Consider the following 17,180-nt stretch of genomic DNA (forward strand, 5'->3'; position numbering starts at 1 on the left):
ATGGAAAGATGGAAGCGTGGTTTTTGTTTTTTTAGTTGTCGAACTGACAAGGGAGGAAAATCGTGACTTAAAGTCTAGAGTGTTTTGTGTGATTGTTCGCAGTCATCGTTGCCCGGGGCGTGGAATAAGCATGCAAAAGTGTGCTTAATCGATTGTGAAATCGTTTAATGGCAGCGACCTATTTTTTATTTATAAAATAAAGCAACGAATTATCAATTGTTTAAAAATTTGTGAATTTTTTATCACAAAGTGTGAATTGGTGCCTGAGATGTTTTCTGACGTGCAATTGTCTGTTTTATAAAAAAGAAAATTTTGATGTCGGAAAACAAGGAGGCTTTGAGTGATGATGGTGTTCGCCAGTCCAGTGTCGAGAGCGAAAATCAGTGCCTAGGTTTAGGGCAGACGCAGGAATAAAACCGAGCTTGTTGCCTTGTTTTCGTTGTTTGCCGCCACCAACCGGTGGCGAGGACGCTCCCATGAATACCGACACCGAAAGAGCCAATGCCAGCGCCACTGCGCTGATGAATACCCGCGGCGTGGATGCCCCCATCACTCCCGAGACCGACGATGATCCCGCCACCGGTCCCGACAAGGCCGTGGTCGACGAGGATGGCCTGGCCGGCGGCATCCACGGCGGTGTCAGGGATGCGCTCACCGAGCAGACCGTGGAGACCGGCGTCTTGGGTTACGACGCTGGCGATGACGGTCTGGGCGGCTTCACTTGGCACACCGATGGCCTGCCGGCGCTGACCAGCGGCGGCGACCCGGTGAGCTGGAGACTCAATGGCAATGGTCGCTCGCTGGTGGGGTTCGACGGCAACGGCGATCGGGTGATTTCGGTGCAGCTTACGGATGTGGCGAGCGGCAGCTACAAGGTGGCGGTGGCACAGCCGCTGGATCACACCTACGCCGGCATCGAGGACGATCTCAACTTCAGCGTGGGCTATACCGTCACCGACCGAGACGGCGACAGCGCCTCAGGCGTGCTGCGTATCACCGTGGACGACGACAGCCCGCAGGTCAGCGACGGCAGCGCCACCACCGGCACCAAGACACCGGTGACCGTGGACGTGCTGGCCAATGACGCCTTCGGTGCCGACGGGAGTGGCGGGGTGGTCGCGGCCAGCGTCCAGGGAGGGGCGAGCGTCGGCAGCGTCAGCGTCAATGGCGACGATACCCTGACCTTCGTGCCTGGCGACGGCTTCACCGGTAGCGCCCTGATCGACTACAGCGCCAGCGATGGCGACGGCGACACCAGTGAGGGGCGGCTTACCGTCACCGTCAGGGACCCGCAGGGGAATGGTATCCCCACCACCCCCTCCACGCCGCCCTGGGTTCTCCTCGACGAGGACGGTCTGGTTGACGGTATAGGTGGTGGTCCTGGCGATATTCCTGACCCCGCTGGCACTTCTTACAATGGTCAACTGGGCTATGACTTCGGCGATGACGGGCCTGGCAGTTTTACCTGGCTGACCGAGGACCTGCCGACGCTGACGAGTCGGGGATCTTCGATCGATTGGCAGCTCAGCGACGACGGTCTTGTGCTCAGGGGCGCTGCCGATGGGCGTACGGTAATACGGTTTGAACTCACCGATGTCCTCAGCGGGGACTATCAGGTGTGGTTGGAGCAGTCGATGGACCATGACGATGCCTATGTGGAAAGCAACATCGACTTCGATATTGGTTACCGGATCACCGATGGCGACGGTGACAGTGCCGCAAGCAAGATACAGGTACGGGTAAACGATGATAGCCCCTTCGCCGTGGCCAGCATGGAAGCAACCATCGAGAGTGGCTCCACGGTATTTTTCGGCAATGTACTGCGCTTCTCCAGGTCCGGTGCCGACTATGGCCTCGACTTCAGCGTCGAGGTTCAGGGGGGTGACGCGGTCGGCAGCGTCAGCACCACCAGCGCAGGATTTTTCTTCACGGCCCATCCCGACTTTACGGGAATCGCCACCGTCTACCTGAACGTCATCGACGGTGACGGCTCCATCGATGTGGACGATGTTTCCATCACAGTGGAGAGCAATGTCGATACCGGTGACTACGCCAGGGCCAACTCGAGTCTCACCCCGGTTGTCGTCGCTGAGGACGGTCTGGCGGACGGTATCACCGATGGCGGTGATGACGCCCCCGGTGAGTCCAGCATCCAGTCGGGATCGCTGCCCTACGACTTTGGCTCCGTGAGTGTCCTCGAAGCCGAGGCTCAGGACGACGTCCTCGGCAACGCTTTGGACAACGCCCAGACGGGCCGGCTGGCGCTGTCGGAATTGCTCGATGACGAGAGCGACGAGGAGGTAGCGGCCTGGCTGCCGCCGGACCAGACCGACAGCGTAGGCCCCGCGTCGGCAGGGGGCAGTGGTGGCGGCAGTGGTGGCAGCAGTGACAGCGGCGCAGACAGCGAACAGACCCTGGCCCTGAACGGAGCCGGTGTGCCGGGCGCAGGCGACACCACCCTGGAGCGCATCGGCCAGGAGGCCGCGCTGCTGGTGGAGTAGGCAGTGGAGTAGGCAGTGGAGTAGAGAGTGGAGTAAGCGGTGGATCACTCCAGCGAAGATCCCCTTCGATCACCCGGCCTTTGGCTGGGTGATGTCTTGTCGGCTATCGCAATATTTTTTTGCGTCTTTTTTAAGTCGATAAACCGGCTGAAACGCTACCTCGACTTATCGATGATTGATGGGTGTTTGTCCTGTCGCGTGGTCAATGTTGATCGATCAATATTCCAAAAAGGTGGCGGTGACCTACAAGGTGATATGTTGGCTTTTATAAGCCAGGTCAGCGCCGGCGCTTATCCGGCCTACAGAACTGTGTTGTTTCGAGTTTTTCGATGCCGGAATCTCATGTTTTCAAATCGGCGGAAAAGAAAAAAGTGTTTTTTATCAGTCAGTAACGCATTTAGTGAGTTTTCTTTCGTGTGTCTTTAAGTGCGAAATAGTTTTTTGCTGATTCGCAAGTATCGGTTTTTTATGAAAGTCGCGTTTGGCGCCAGATATCGAGGAGTAATGGGGCGAAAAGTGGTGGCCTCCAGTCCAGTGTCGAGGTCGGTATCGACCGCCTAGCTTCAAGGAGTCATACGCGAATTTCGACCCACCCAAGGACAGGAGACTGTCATGAATACCGATTCCGAAACAGACAATGCGAGCACCTACACCTCGATCGACAGTCCACACGACCATACCCCGACCGCCGGTCTGATCAGGTCGGTGGTTGACGAAGAGGGCCTGCCCGGCGGCATTCGAGGTGGCGTAGGGGACGCCTTGACTTTCCAGAGCTTTACCGCCGCTCGTTTGAACTATGACGTCGGTAACGACGGCGTGAGCTCCTTCACCTGGCACACCGCCGGGCTGCCGGCACTGACCTCCGGCGGCGTCCCGATCAATTGGCAGCTCAGTGGTAACGGTCGTTCGCTGGAAGGATTCGACGACAACGGTGACCGCGTTATCTGGATACTGCATGGCCCTGAAACGGCCTATTACAAGTTGTTTGTCGAAGGTCCGCTGGACCACCGCAGCGGTACGTTTGAAGACGATATCAAGTTCACGGTGGGCTACACCGTCACGGATGGGGACGGCGACAGCGCTGACGGAGCTGTGCAGATCATCATCGATGACGACAGCGGAATCGCCCATGACGACAGTGCCACTACCGCCAGCGGCACGCCGGTGCGTGTGGATGTGCTGGCCAACGATGAGCATGGTGCCGATGGCCCGGGCGATGTCATCAGGGCCAGCGTTCAGGGTGGTGCTGGCGTCGGCAGCGTCACCATCAACCCCGACAGCACCCTGACCTTCGTCCCGCACCAGGGCTTCGCCGGTGACGCAGTGATCGACTACAACGGCACCGATGGCGACGGTGATATCACCTCGGCGTCACTGACGGTCGATGTGATGGCGGGCCGGGAAGATGGTGAACTCTATGTCGGTGACAATGGGGACAATCATGGGTCGACCGGCCCGGGTGATGACGTCCTGATCGGCGACCTGGGCGGCAAGCAGGGATTGATTGCGTCAGGTGTCGACTACAACATCTCGATCCTGATCGACGAGTCCGGCAGCATGCGCCAGCCGTCCGGCACGGATGGTCTGAGTCGGCTACAGCTATTGCAGCAGAACCTCAATCTGTTGCTGACACGTCTGGCGGGTCACGACGGAAATGTGGACGTACAAGTGGTGCGTTTTGACGACAAGGCGCATTCACCCAGAGCGGTCGATGGTCTGAACGAACATAACGTGGCTGGCCTTGTCGCTTATGTCAACGGTGCGGCCGCCCAGGGCTCCACCAACTATCAGGCAGCCCTCTCCGCCGCCAGAAAATACCATGTCGCAAAGGAAGATGAAGGTGACAGGTCGCTGACCATGTTCCTGACCGATGGTCTCCCAACCTCCTACCGGGAGGGTGGACACATCGTGGAGAGCGATGTGGCGGGGGCCTTTACCCCTGTCCACAAGGCGTATCAACAGTTCCTTCAACTCGGTCGGCTGTCCGAGGTGCATACCTTCGGTATCGGTGAAGAGGTAGCGGGGGAGCCGGATCCTGCGGGTCTGCTGCGCAAGGACTATCTGGACATCTTCGACAATACCGAGACCCAGGGGACTCGCACCATCACCCTGCAGGACGGCACCGAGTGGACGTCACCCGCCGGTGAGTCGGTCATCGTCAACACCCAGGAGGTACTGAATGCCGCGCTGGCGCAGGGTGGCCCCGACGCACCGCTCGAGGTGCTCGGTGACGATGTGCTTGCCGGCGGGGTGAAGGCCGATATTCTGTTTGGCGACACCGTCAACACCGACCACCTTCGCTGGAGAGACGGCGATACCAACGAGAGCTTTGCCGCCGGCAGCCACGACGGCCTCGGCTACGAAGGGCTGACCGAGTACCTCAAGTGGTCGGTTCACCATGGCAATGGCGCCGAGGCGAGCGACGCCGAGATCATTGCCTATATCCAGGACCACTACCGGGAGCTGATGGATACAGACCGTGTCGATGGCGGCAACGATACCCTGCTTGGGCAAGGGGGGCGCGATGTGCTGATCGGCGGTGGTGGTGACGACGTGCTGATCGGCGGTCGCGGTGGCGACGTGATGTGGGGCGGCTTTGGCGCCGACACCTTTGGCTACGAGGCGGGGGATGCGGGCAGTGTGCGCAGGCCTGCAGAAGACGAGATCAAGGACTTCACCCTGGGCAACACCGCCCGCAACCCTGAGGCAGACCGGCTCGATCTGTCTGATCTGCTCGATGACGCCCGTGACCACCAGGTGTCGGACTTCCTGCACGCCCGTCAGGAGGGTGACGATACCGTCATCGCGGTCAAGTCCGAAGGTGGTATCGGCGCACACGGCGCCGGCGCCGATCAGTTTATCGTCCTGGCCGGCGTGCGCATGGGCGGAGCATCCAGCGACGCCTTCCTCGATCGATTGATCGACCATGGACAGCTCGAGGTGGAATAGGCGCTGGCTCATTCGCCGGCGCATGCTCACGCATGCGTCGGCGGATGGCGAGAGGGTCGTCGCTTCACTAGGTGTCGTTGACGTCGCCTGAAGGCCGCCTGACGCTGCCGCGCAGCATCGGCGTGACCGGCAGGGTGATCTGCTGTGGTGGGGTGTCCGGTTGGTCGATCTGGGCCAGCAGCAACTCGGTGGCACGCATGATCATGGTCTGTACCGGCTGCTGCAGGGTCGTCAGCGAGTGGCTCGGCCAGGCGGCCATGGGCACGTCGTCGAAACCGATGACCGAGACGTCCTCGGGCACCTTGAGGCAGAACTCGCTCTGGATGACTTCCATGGCGGCGATGGCCATCAGGTCGTTGGCGGCAAACAGGGCGTCGGGTGGGGTGGTGCTGGCGAACAGCAGACGGGTGGCCTGGCAGGCGCTGGTGTATTGGTAGTGGCCGATGCCGCTGTCGTGAAGCGCGGCACCCATGGAGGCCAGGCCCTCGACAAAGCCTGCTCGACGCTGGATGTCGGTGGAGGAGTCGACCAGGCCAGACAGGTAGGCGATGCGGCGATGGCCCAGAGAGACCAGGTGGCGGCCCGCCCAGTAGCCGCCCTGGAAGTTGTCACAGGCGACCTGGCTGATGCCCGCGTAGTCGACCGTACGGTTGATGATCACCACCGGAATGCCGTAGTCGCAGACCAGAGCCGCCTGGTCGTCATTGAGGGTAATCGCCAGCATCAGGATGCCTTCGACCTGGCTTCTCAGGATGTCGTCGAGCACGTCATCGAAGCCGTCGCTGCTGGACGCCGAGAACAGCAGCAGGTGGTAACCCTGCTGCTTGAAGAAGCGGGACGCCTTTTCCAGCATATAGCTGTAGAAGGGATTCTCGAGGCTGTAGACGACTACCGCGATGGTGCGACTCGATCGCGTGATCAGAGAGCGGGCGATGGTGTTGGGCCGATAGCCCAGTTGCCGCGCCGCTTCCATGACCTTCTTGCGTGTCTTGTCCGACACCTTGGCATCCGGCGAAAAGGTCCGGCTGACGGCAGACTGCGAGACCCCGGCAAGACGGGCGACATCGTGTGAGGTGACGGATTTCTTTTTCATCGAGTCATGTCGTGTCGGGTGGCAGAAATGGCCGGCGATCACGCCGGCTCGACAGGCTCCAGAGACGCATAGGCGGCGATCTTGTCGGTGTAGACGCGGGCATTGTCGCGCACCGACTGTATCTCGTCCTCGGTCAGTTCTCTGACCACCTTGGCTGGACTGCCGACGATCAACGAGCCAGGGGGAAAGCGCTTGCCCGAGGTGACGAGCGCGCCGGCGCCGATGATACATCGATCACCGATGTCGGCACCGTTGAGTACCGTGGCATTCATTCCCACCAGCACGTCATCGCCGATGCGGCAGCCGTGCAGCATGGCCAGGTGACCGACCGTGACCTGGCGTCCCATGGTAACCGGATAGCCGGGGTCCGAGTGAACCACACAGCCGTCCTGCAGGTTGCTGTCGTCTCCCACCACGATAGGCGCATTGTCGCCACGAAGCACGGCCCCGGGCCACACGCTGACGCGCTCACCCAGGCGTACGTCGCCGATCAGCGTGGCCTCGTCGAACACCAGCGCGCTGGCGGCGATATCGGGGGCCTCGCCCCCGAGTCGATACAGAGTCATTGCCCGTCTCCCTAGAAGCCGACCTGGTCGGCGCCCTTGAGTCCCAGCATCTGACGCGCTTCGTCCGGGGTCGCCACCTCAAATGACAGACCCTCGAGGATCTCGCGCACCTTAGCGACCTGGCTTGCGTTGGTCTCGGCCAGTTTGCCCGGGCCCAGCCACAGCGAATCCTCGAGCCCGACCCGCACGTGTCCCCCCATGGCGGCGGCCTGGGCGGCGATGCGCATCTGGCTGCTGCCGGCGCCCAGCACCGACCACTCGTAGGCGTCGCCGAACAGCCGGTCCGCGGTGCGCCGCATGTGGATCACGTCCTCCGGGTGAGGACCGATGCCACCGAGGATGCCGAACACGCTCTGGACGAACACGCGGCCGCCGATGACGCCGCGGTCGAGCAGGTTGCGCAGGGAATAGAGGTGTCCGATGTCGTAGCACTCGCACTCGAAACGGGTACCGTTCTCGGCGCCCAGGGTCATCGCCTTCTCGATGTCGGCGAAGGTGTTCTTGAACACCAGGTCGCGACTGTTCTCCAGGTGCTCACGCTCCCACTGGTGCTCAAGCGACGCGTAGCGGTCGAGCATCGGGAACAGCCCGAAGTTGATCGAGCCCATGTTCATGGAGGCAAGCTCGGGCTTGAACTCCATGGCCGGGCGCATGCGCTCCTCCACCGTCATGTGCGGACTGCCACCGGTGGTGAGGTTGATCACCGCGTCGCAGGCGTCCTTGATGCGAGGCAGGAAGCGCTCGAACATGGCCGGGTCCTGGGTCGGCTTGCCGTTGTCGGGATCACGCGCATGCAGGTGCAGAATCGAGGCGCCGGCCTCGGCGGCGGCGATGCCTGCCTCGGCGATCTCTTCCGGGGTGACCGGCAGGTGCGGCGACATGGACGGGGTGTGGATCGCGCCGGTGACCGCGCAGGTGATGATGACCTTGCGTTGCTTTGCCATGGGTCGGGTCCTTGAATGATGGATAGGCGGGTAAGGTGGGATAGTGGCTGGTCTGGGTCAGTCGTTGGCCCGGGTCAATCGTTTGTCAGCGACTGCTGGTGGGCGATCAGCGCCATCAGGCGTCGGTCGCGCCAGGCCTGTCGCTCGCCCAGGCGCTGGGCCGGCAATTGTTGACGGCGCTGCTGGTCGAGTGCCGCCAGGGTCGTGGCTTGCCAGGGATCGTCGTCACCGCGCTCGCGGTCGACGTCGCGATACAGCGGCCCATAGCGGTTGCCATAGTCGACCACGCCGTCGGGCGCATTGAGGTCGATGGTCTCGAAGGGCCCCATGAACGACCAGCGCAGGCCCAGCCCGTGCTTGACCGTCTTGTCCAGATCCTCGGCGGAGCACACCCCGTCTGCGAACAGTCTCAGCGCCTCGTTGAGCAAGGCGCCTTGCAGGCGATTGAGCACGAAGCCAGGGACTTCCTTGTTGACCAGGATCGGTGTCTGCCGGGCCCGCTCCATCAGCGCCATGGTGGACGCCACCGCGGCTTGCCCGGTGGCCGGCGCCGGCACCACTTCCACCAGCGGGATCAGGTAGGGCGGATTGACCGGATGGGCCACCAGGCAACGGTCAGGGTGATGGAGGTGATCGGTGAAGCGCGAAGCGGCGATACCGGAGGTCGAGCTGGCCAGCACCGTGTCCTTGGCCACCACGGCTTCAAGGTCGCTGTAGATGCGCCGCTTGGTCTCGACATCTTCCGGCCCGCACTCCTGCACGTAGCCGACCCCGGCCATGGCCGATGCCAGGTCGCTGTCGTAGCGGATACGCGACATCGCCCGCTCCGGGTCCTCGATCAGCCCCGCCTGGTGGAGGTCGTCGAGGGAGGTGGCGATGGCGTCGCGGGCCCGTTCGAGCGCCTCGTCTGCGGCGTCATGCAGGCGCACGTCGATGCCGGCTCGGGCGAACACGATGGCCCAGGCGCGGCCGATCAGGCCGGCGCCGAGAATACCTACGGGTCTGGTCATAAGGAGGCTTCCGTGGTCACAGGGATTCGACGTTGGCGCAGACGCTGAGTGCCTGGCCGCTGATGTTGGTGCCCCCCGGCGCCGCCAGGAACAGTGCCATGGCGGCGATATCGGTGGGCTCGACCATGCGCCGCATGGAGATCTTCGACAGGTTCTCCGTTTCCATCTCGGCGTAGCTGATGCCGCGCTTGGCGGCACGGTCCTCGATCACCTTCTCGATGCGAGGCCCGCGCACGATGCCCGGGAGGATGGCATTGACCCGCACGCCGTCCGGGCCGAGCTCGCAGGCCAGGCTCTTGGTCAGGCCGACCACCGCCCACTTGCTCGCGGCGTAGGGCGTGCGGTAGGCGAAGCCAAGCCGTCCGGCCACCGAGGCCAGGTTGACCAGCAGTCCCTGGCTTTCGCGCAGCAGCGGCGCGGCGCGGTGGGCGACGCGGTACTGGCCGTTCAGGTTGATGTCGATGGTCTGGGTCCAGCTTGCGTGATCGATCTCGTCGATGCCCGCGGTGGGGCCGGCGATCCCGGCGTTGTTGACCACCACATCGAGACCGCCGAGTGCGCGGGCGTCATCGAACAGGCGGGCGACCTCGTCCTCGCGGCTGACGTCGCAACGGGTATGGGTGATGCCGTCTGGCAGGGCGGCCAGGGCCTCGCTGTCGATGTCGCAGACGTGGACCCTGGCGCCGGCCTGGACGAAGGCCTCGGCGATGGCCAGGCCGATGCCGGAGGCGCCGGCGGTGACCAGCACGCGCAGTCCCTGGCGCGGGGTGAGGCTTTCAACGACGTTCATGGTGTTCTCCTTGTGTGGGGTCACAGCGACGGCAGCCAGGTGGACAACACCGGCAGCAGGCTGATGATCAGAAGGTTGGCGAGCACGATCGCGACAAAGGGCATGACCGCCCAGGTCAGACGAGCGATGCCGATGTTGGTGATCTGGGAGGCGACGAAGAGGTTGAGCCCGACCGGCGGGGTGAACATGCCCATGGCCAGGTTGACCACCATGATGATGCCGAAGTGGATCGGGTCGAAGCCGTAGCTCACCGCGATCGGCAGCAGGATCGGCACGAAGATCAGGATGGCGGCGGCGGCCTCGATGAACATGCCGGCCAGAAGCAGCAACAGGTTCGCCAGCAGGATGAACAGAAGCGGGCTGTCGATGGCCGAGATCACGAAGTCCGAGATCATGTCGGGGACCCGCAGGCTTTGCAGGATGCGCCCATAGAGCCCGGCGGCGCCGATGATGCTGAGCACCACCGCGGTGGTCACGGCGGATTGCTTGAGGATGCCGACCAGGCTCGCGAACTTGATCTCGCGGTAGATCAGGGTGCCGATGACGAAGGAGTAGGCGACCGCGATGACGGCGGCTTCGGTGGGCGTAAAGACACCCCCATAGATGCCACCGAGGATGATCACCGGCATCAGGATGGCCAGAATCGCCTTTTTACCGGCGCGAAAGACGTCGCCGAGCGAGCTTTTTTCTCCGCCGCCAAGTCCATTGGCACGGGCAAAGAAGTAGGCAAACACCAGCAGGGTCAGGGTCACCAGGATGCCCGGCAGAATACCGGCGATGAACATGTCGCCAACCGAGACGTTGGCGGCGATGCCGTAGAGAATCAGCGGGATGCTGGGCGGGATGATCACGCCGAGGGCGCCGGAGGCGGCCTGGTTGGCGGCGGCGTAGCCACCGGGATAGCCCTTGGACAGCATGGCCGGAATCAGGATGGCACCGATCGCGGCGGTGGTGGCGGCGCCGGAGCCGGAGATCGCCGCGAAGAACAGCGACGTGACGATGGCCACCATGGCCAGGCCGCCGGTCATGCTGCCCACCAGGGTGTTGGAAAAGTCGACCAGGCGCTTGGAGATGCCGCCACCCTGCATCAGGTAGCCCGCCAGGATGAAGAACGGGATCGCCATCAACGGAAAGGAATTGACCGAGGCCAGCATCTGCTGGGCGACGATCAGCATCGGCATCAGGTCGCCATGCCAGACGGTAATGGCCGAGGCCAAGCCCAGCGAGAAGGCGATGGGGACGCCAAGAATGAACAGTGAAATCAGCAGGACGAACAGTAACAGTGCCATGGTCAGTTCACCTCCTGATGGTGGTGGACCGGTTGGCCCAGGGCTTCGTCGATCAGCAGGCCGAGGCTATTGACCATGATCACGATGCCGCCTGCCGGGATGGCGAGGTAAGGCCACATCATCGAAATACGGGTGCTGGGGGCGGTCTGGCTGGAGACCCGGCCGACCAGCTCGAAGCCGTACTTGATCATGACGTAGGCGAACACCGCCGAGCACAGCACAACCAGGATGCGCATCAGGCGGCCCACGCGTTCGCCGCAATACTCCAGCACGATGTCGACCGAAATCAGGGTGCCCTTGCGGTAGGCGTAGCCGGCACCGATAAAGGTCAGCCAGAGCATCGAAAAGCGCGCGATCTCGTCGGAGAAGAACAAGGGACTGCCGACCACGAATCGGGCGAAGACTTGCCAGAAGATCAGTACGGTCATGACCAGCAGCAGCAGCGCCAGGCCCCAGCCGATCAAGCGGTTGAAGTGCCCGATCCCGACGTTGACGAATTGCAGGAAGGATTGCATGGGATGCCTCGCAGGAAGAGACGGCGCCCGCCTTGCCATGGGCTCGGTGGGCGCCTTGTTGCTTAGTGGTCGAAGTTGATCGCGGCGTCGACCAGGTCCTCGCCCACGGTCGGCGCCCACTTGTCGATGACCGGACGGACGGCCTCACGGAAGGGACCCAGGTCCGGCTCGGTCACGGTCATGCCGAGTTCCGCCAGTTCACCCTTGTAGCGCTGCTCCAGTTCCTGGCTGGCTTCACGCTGCACCGGCAGTGCGATCTGCGCGGCTTCGAGGATGATCTGCTGATCTTCTTCGCTGAACGAGTTGAACAGGTTCAGGCTCATCATCAGCGGCGCCGGCGAATAGACGTGCTGGGTGATGTTCAGGTAGTCCTGGACCTCGTAGAAGTTGACGTCGTAGATGGTGGCCAGCGGGTTTTCCTGGCTATCCATGACCCCCTGCTGCAGCGCGGTGTAGACCTCGGTCCAGGCCATCGGCGTGGCGTTGGCGCCCAGCGCTTCCCAGGTGTCCACCTGAACGCGGCTTTCCTGGGTGCGGTGATTGATGCCGTCGAGATCGCTCGGGTGCTCGAGCGGGCGTACCGAGTTGGTGTTGTGGCGGAAGCCGTTTTCCATCCAGGCCAGGAACTTGACGTTCATCTGCTCTTCGGCGAGTTGAGCGAGCTGTTCGCCGTGTTCGCTGTCGAGGAAGCCGTAGGCGTGCTCGTGGTCCTCGAAGATGTAGGGCAGGTCGAACAGCAGGAACTCGTCGACAAAACCGCCCATGGGGCCGGTGGAGGCGATGCCGGCGTCGATGATGCCAAGCCCCATGCCCTCGATGACCTCACGCTCGGCGCCCAAGGCGTTGTCGTAGTGAGGTTCGATGGTCAGACGGCCATCCGACAGGCGCTCAAGTTCCTCACCGAACTTGAGGATACCGATGCCCTGCTGTGACTCGGGTCCCAGCGGCAGGCTGACGTCGATGGTGCGTTCCTGCTGGGCAAGGGCGGTCGCGGACAGGCCAAGACCGACAGCGGCGGTCAGGGCGGTCAGGCTGAAGGGGAGGGGGTGAAAGTGGCGCATGGAGCTCTCCTGTTGTCGTTGTGAGCCCCTGGCCGGCAGCGAGGGGCAATCGGCGGCGCTCGAGGTGGTGGCGCTGCGGAGTGCACACTTGTAAATCCAAACGACATACGTATTCAACAATAGAAAATTCCATGATCCATGTATGTGAAGTAAGTTGCTGAATAGTAATTAAATATACTTTAGTTTAATTTAGTGACTACGTAGTCTTTGTTTGTGGATTGATGGGTAGCGTGCGCGCTCTGTAGCGTCGGGTGGAGGCTGGGGCAAGTGACGTCAGGTGACCTGAAGTGGAGTGAGCTGGAATGAGCTGACGTGAGGTGGAGTGAGCTGGAGTGGGCTGGCGTGAGGTGGAGTGAGCTGGCGCGAGGTGAGGGCGGCTCGTTCATGGGCTCGCACCAGGCGCTCGACAGCGTCACATCAAGCTGTCATCTGGTGGTGATTGACTACACTGTCGCCAGGTCGGTGGCACGCCTTGACGTCCACCTCGGCGACGCACAGGCAAGGGGCGAAAAGCCGTGGCGTGAAACGGCAAATCTGGTTAGCATGCGCCGTCCGGTAGTAGGGTAGGGGGCTCGTCGGGTGGACGAGCCTCGTGGGTCGCGATTCGGCTCACCTCGACCGGGCCTATCCATCTTGACGGGTCGTTGTACTCAGGCGGGAGCGTATTGTTATGTCAAAAGTGATCATCATCGGTGCCGGCGGTGTGGGCAGTGTCGTCGCTCACAAGTGTGCGCAGCTTGAATCGGTGTTTACCGATATCCTGTTGGCGAGTCGCACCGAGTCCAAGTGCAAGGCCATCGCCGAGCAGTTGCCGCGCCCGATTCGCACAGCCCAGGTCGACGCCGACAATGTCGCCGAGCTGACTGCCCTGCTCGAAGCCGAGAAGCCGGAGCTGGTCATCAACGTGGCGCTGCCCTACCAGGACCTGAGCATCATGGATGCCTGCCTGGCCGCCGGCGTGCACTACCTCGACACCGCCAACTACGAGCCGCTGGATACCGCCAAGTTCGAGTACAAGTGGCAGTGGGCCTACCAGGATCGCTTCAAGCAGGCCGGCCTGACCGCGCTGCTCGGCAGCGGCTTCGATCCGGGCGCCACCAACATGTTCACCGCCTATCTCGCCAAGCACTACTTCGACGAGATCGAGGAGCTGGACATCATCGACGTCAACGGCGGCGATCATGGCTACCCCTTCGCCACCAACTTCAATCCGGAGATCAACATCCGGGAGGTCAGCGCGGACTGCCGCCACTATGAAGATGGCGAGTTCGTTACCACGCCGCCGATGTCCAAGATGGCGCGTTTCAGCTGCCCCGAAGAGGTCGGTGACTACAACATCTACCGTCTCTACCACGAGGAGTTGGAGTCGCTGTCCAAGCACTTCCCGAGCCTCAAGCGTGCCCAGTTCTGGATGAGCTTCGGCGACAGCTACCTCAAGCATCTGGAGGTGCTGAAGAATGTCGGCATGACCGGCATCGAGCCGGTGGAGTACAACGGCCAGCAGATCGTGCCGATCCAGTTCCTGGCCAGCCTGCTGCCCGACCCCTCCACTCTGGGCCCGCGCACCAAGGGCAAGACCTGCATCGGCACCGTGGTGCGCGGCAAGAAGGATGGCCAGGAAAAGGTCATGTACCTGTACAACATCTGCGACCACCAGGACTGCTACGCCGAGGTGAAGTCCCAGGCGATCTCCTACACCACCGGCGTGCCGGCGATGATCGGCGCCAAGATGATCCTCGAGGGCCACTGGAAGCGTCCGGGCGTGTGGAACATGGAGCAGTGCGATCCCGATCCGTTCATGGCCGACATGAACGAGTACGGTCTGCCGTGGAAGGTCATCGAGCTGGATCCGTCGTTCCGTCTGGACGTGCAGAAGGGCGAGGACCTCTAAGGCGTGGAGATCCTTCAGTTCACGGATATCACGCGGCTGGACGCCGAGGCGCTGCCGTCACCCTGCTACGTCGTCGACGAGGTGGCGGTGGAGCGCAACCTGGCGATCCTCGCCGAGGTCGCCGAGGCCAGCGGTGCCAAGGTGCTGTCGGCGCTCAAGGCCTTCAGCATGTGGCACTTCGCGCCGATGGTCTCGCGCTACTTGAGCGGCACCTGCGCCAGCGGCCTGCACGAGGCGCAGCTCGGGCGTGAGCACTATGGTGGCGAGGTCCACGTCTTCGGCGCCGCCTACAGCGACGCCGATCTGGCCGAGATCCTCAAGATCGCCGACCATGTGGTGTTCAACAGCTCGGCCCAGTGGCGTAGGGCCCAGCCGCTGGTGCGCGAGGCGCTGGCGCGTCGCCCGGGGCTGCGCTTCGGGCTGCGCATCAATCCGGAGCACTCCGAGGGCGATGTGCCGATCTATGATCCCTGCGCACCGGGGTCGCGGCTCGGTATCCCGTTGTCCGAGCTCGACGAGCAGAGCCTCGACGGCATCAGCGGCCTGCACTTCCATACCCTGTGCGAGCATGACTTCCCGCCGCTCGAGCGTACCCTGGCGGCGGTGGAAGAGCGCTTCGGCCATCTGCTCGGGCGCATGCAGTGGGTCAACTTCGGCGGTGGCCACCATATCACCCGTCCCGACTACCAGCGCGACGACCTGATCCGCTGCGTGCGTGACTTCGCCGAGCGTCACCAGGTGCAGGTCTATCTGGAGCCCGGCGAGGCGATTGCCATCGGTTCCGGGGTGCTGGTGACCACGGTGCTGGACACGAGCTTCAATGCGCTGAACCAGGCGATCCTCGACACCTCGGCCACCTGCCATATGCCGGACGTGCTGGAGATGCCCTACCGCCCTGGTCTGCTGGGGGCGGGGGAGCCAGGCGAGTACCCGCACACCTATCGACTGGGCGGGCTGACCTGTCTGGCCGGGGACGTGATCGGCGACTACAGCTTCTCCGAGCCGCTTGAGATCGGCCAGAAGCTGATCTTCAAGGACATGTCCCACTACACCATGGTCAAGACCACCACCTTCAATGGCACGCGCCTGCCGGCCATTGCGGTGTGGAACTCAGAGACCGGTGAGCTCAGGGTGATCCGCGAGTTCGGCTATCAGGACTTCCGCGAACGCCTGTCCTGACGGCAGAGTGGAAGGTGCGAGGCCGAGGTCAGGGCCTGATTCGGCTCTGGGGTTCGAAACCGAGGTTCTGGAGCTCGACTGACGCGGATCGTGGTATCGATTCGATCGGACCGTCTTCGATACGCAAGCCGCCCGCCCCGTTCGGCAGTGCCGAGCGGGGCGGGCGTCTTTTCGTCTGCGCCTTAAAAACCTTCGAGCACGATCTTGCCCTTGGCCTTGCCACTCTCGATCAGCGCATGGGCGCGCTTGAGGTTGTCGGCGTTGATGGTGCCGTAGCTGTCGGTGGCGGTGGAGCGAATCCGACCCGTGTCGATCAGCCCCGCCACCTTGTCGAGGATCTCGCCCTGGCGGGCGATGTCGTCGGTGGTGAAGAGCGCGCGGGTAAACATCAGCTCCCAGTGGATCGACACCGCCTTGGGCTTGAACGGCGTGATGTTCAGCGTCTCTGGGTCATCGATCAGCCCGAAGCGGCCCTGGGGGGCGATCAACTCGGCCACCTGGGGGGCATAGTGCTCCGAATAGTTGGTCGAGAAGACGAAGGCTGGCGCACCCAGGCCCAGCGCCTCGACCTGTTCGGGCAGCGGTTGGCTGTGGTCGATCACATGGTGGGCGCCGAGTTCCTTCACCCAGGCCTGGGTCTCCGGGCGTGAGGCGGTGGCGATGATCTGCAGGTCGGTCAAGGCACGCAACAGCTGGATGGTGATGGAACCCACGCCGCCGGCACCGCCGATCACCAGCACCGCACGGGCGGCACCGGGGACCGGATCAAGCACCCGCAGGCGATCGAACAGCATCTCGAAGGCGGTCAGGGTGGTGAGCGGCAGTGCCGCTGCCTGGGCGGTGGGGATGGAGCGAGGCGCATGCCCGACGATGCGCTCGTCGACCAGATGGTACTCGCTGTTGGTGCCCGGGCGGGAGATATCGCCGGCGTACCAGACCTGGTCGCCCACGGCGAAGCGTGAGGCCTGGTCACCGACCGCGACCACCTCGCCGACCGCGTCCCAGCCAATCACAGCAGGCTGACCTTCTTCGGGGGCGCGGGCCTGGCGAATCTTGACGTCCACCGGGTTGACCGAAATCGCCTCGACCTTGACCAGCAGGTCAAAACCGCTGGCCTGTGGTGTGTCGAGGGTCAGATCGACCAGGGCGTCGTCGCGGTCGATGGGGCCGGGGGCGTGGTAACCGATAGCTTTCATGGGATCTCCCGTTAGGTGTTCATCAATGGCAACACCTTAGCGTGCTATGGAGTCGTGAAACACCGGCGGCCGCCAAACACACTATTCGGAATTCCCGGACAATGGCGCCCTCAGGATGCAGACGAAATAGCGGCCACAAACCGCCTGCCAGGCCGTTTGTGACCGGTTGGTGGGGAAGGGATCTTGGGGATGTTGG

At 62.7% G+C, this 17,180-nt stretch carries 13 protein-coding genes; 4 read left to right on the forward strand and 9 right to left on the reverse strand.

What is annotated here, in order from left to right; all coding sequences use genetic code 11:
- The first annotated feature begins 476 nt into the window (after positions 1-476).
- On the forward strand, positions 477-2,501 hold the full coding sequence (locus tag NFH97_RS14585) for an Ig-like domain-containing protein (protein WP_349625039.1): 2,025 nt from the start codon (positions 477-479) through the stop codon (positions 2,499-2,501).
- A 612-nt stretch (positions 2,502-3,113) separates the two neighbouring features.
- On the forward strand, positions 3,114-5,450 hold the full coding sequence (locus NFH97_RS14590; protein ID WP_349625040.1) for a type I secretion C-terminal target domain-containing protein: 2,337 nt from the start codon (positions 3,114-3,116) through the stop codon (positions 5,448-5,450).
- A gap of 67 nt (positions 5,451-5,517) precedes the next feature.
- Here the strand turns inward: NFH97_RS14590 and NFH97_RS14595 are convergent, their stop codons facing one another.
- The 8 genes from NFH97_RS14595 to NFH97_RS14630 form a co-directional block, all read right to left on the reverse strand.
- On the reverse strand, positions 5,518-6,543 hold the full coding sequence (locus NFH97_RS14595; protein WP_045992521.1) for a LacI family DNA-binding transcriptional regulator: 1,026 nt from the start codon (positions 6,541-6,543) through the stop codon (positions 5,518-5,520).
- A gap of 38 nt (positions 6,544-6,581) precedes the next feature.
- Positions 6,582-7,109, reverse strand: a complete 528-nt coding sequence (locus tag NFH97_RS14600) for a gamma carbonic anhydrase family protein (protein WP_349625041.1) — start codon at positions 7,107-7,109, stop codon at positions 6,582-6,584.
- A gap of 11 nt (positions 7,110-7,120) precedes the next feature.
- Complete coding sequence (kce, locus tag NFH97_RS14605; protein WP_045992523.1) at positions 7,121-8,053, reverse strand: 3,5-dioxohexanoate:acetyl-CoA acetone transferase; 933 nt, start codon at positions 8,051-8,053, stop codon at positions 7,121-7,123.
- 74 nt (positions 8,054-8,127) lie between these two features.
- The gene (locus NFH97_RS14610) at positions 8,128-9,063 is read right to left on the reverse strand and encodes a 3-hydroxyacyl-CoA dehydrogenase (RefSeq protein WP_349625042.1); all 936 of its coding nucleotides are present in this window, start codon (positions 9,061-9,063) and stop codon (positions 8,128-8,130) included.
- Positions 9,064-9,079: 16 nt separating this feature from the next.
- Positions 9,080-9,853 carry an SDR family oxidoreductase gene (locus NFH97_RS14615; protein ID WP_108448356.1) on the reverse strand — a complete coding sequence of 258 codons (774 nt, stop codon included), beginning with the start codon at positions 9,851-9,853 and terminating at the stop codon, positions 9,080-9,082.
- A gap of 20 nt (positions 9,854-9,873) precedes the next feature.
- Positions 9,874-11,142, reverse strand: coding sequence for a TRAP transporter large permease (locus NFH97_RS14620; RefSeq protein ID WP_045992526.1), 1,269 nt, complete (start codon positions 11,140-11,142; stop codon positions 9,874-9,876).
- Between the two features lie 2 nt (positions 11,143-11,144).
- Positions 11,145-11,657 carry a TRAP transporter small permease gene (locus NFH97_RS14625; RefSeq protein ID WP_348826888.1) on the reverse strand — a complete coding sequence of 171 codons (513 nt, stop codon included), beginning with the start codon at positions 11,655-11,657 and terminating at the stop codon, positions 11,145-11,147.
- Positions 11,658-11,719: 62 nt separating this feature from the next.
- Positions 11,720-12,718: a TRAP transporter substrate-binding protein gene (locus NFH97_RS14630; RefSeq protein WP_108133688.1), complete on the reverse strand. Its 999-nt coding sequence runs from the start codon at positions 12,716-12,718 to the stop codon at positions 11,720-11,722.
- A 670-nt stretch (positions 12,719-13,388) separates the two neighbouring features.
- Here NFH97_RS14630 and NFH97_RS14635 point away from each other — a divergent pair.
- Both NFH97_RS14635 and nspC read left to right on the forward strand, forming a co-directional pair.
- A complete protein-coding gene (locus NFH97_RS14635) occupies positions 13,389-14,609 on the forward strand; it encodes a saccharopine dehydrogenase family protein (protein ID WP_045992530.1) in 1,221 nt (406 codons plus the stop codon).
- 3 nt (positions 14,610-14,612) lie between these two features.
- Positions 14,613-15,788, forward strand: coding sequence for a carboxynorspermidine decarboxylase (gene nspC, locus NFH97_RS14640; RefSeq protein WP_349625043.1), 1,176 nt, complete (start codon positions 14,613-14,615; stop codon positions 15,786-15,788).
- Positions 15,789-15,970: 182 nt separating this feature from the next.
- Here nspC and NFH97_RS14645 read toward each other — a convergent pair whose 3' ends face one another.
- Complete coding sequence (locus NFH97_RS14645; protein WP_045992531.1) at positions 15,971-16,984, reverse strand: zinc-binding alcohol dehydrogenase family protein; 1,014 nt, start codon at positions 16,982-16,984, stop codon at positions 15,971-15,973.
- Positions 16,985-17,180 lie beyond the last annotated feature (196 nt).

It is taken from the genome of Halomonas sp. SCS19, from assembly GCF_040147015.1.
Lineage (GTDB): Bacteria > Pseudomonadota > Gammaproteobacteria > Pseudomonadales > Halomonadaceae > Halomonas > Halomonas litopenaei.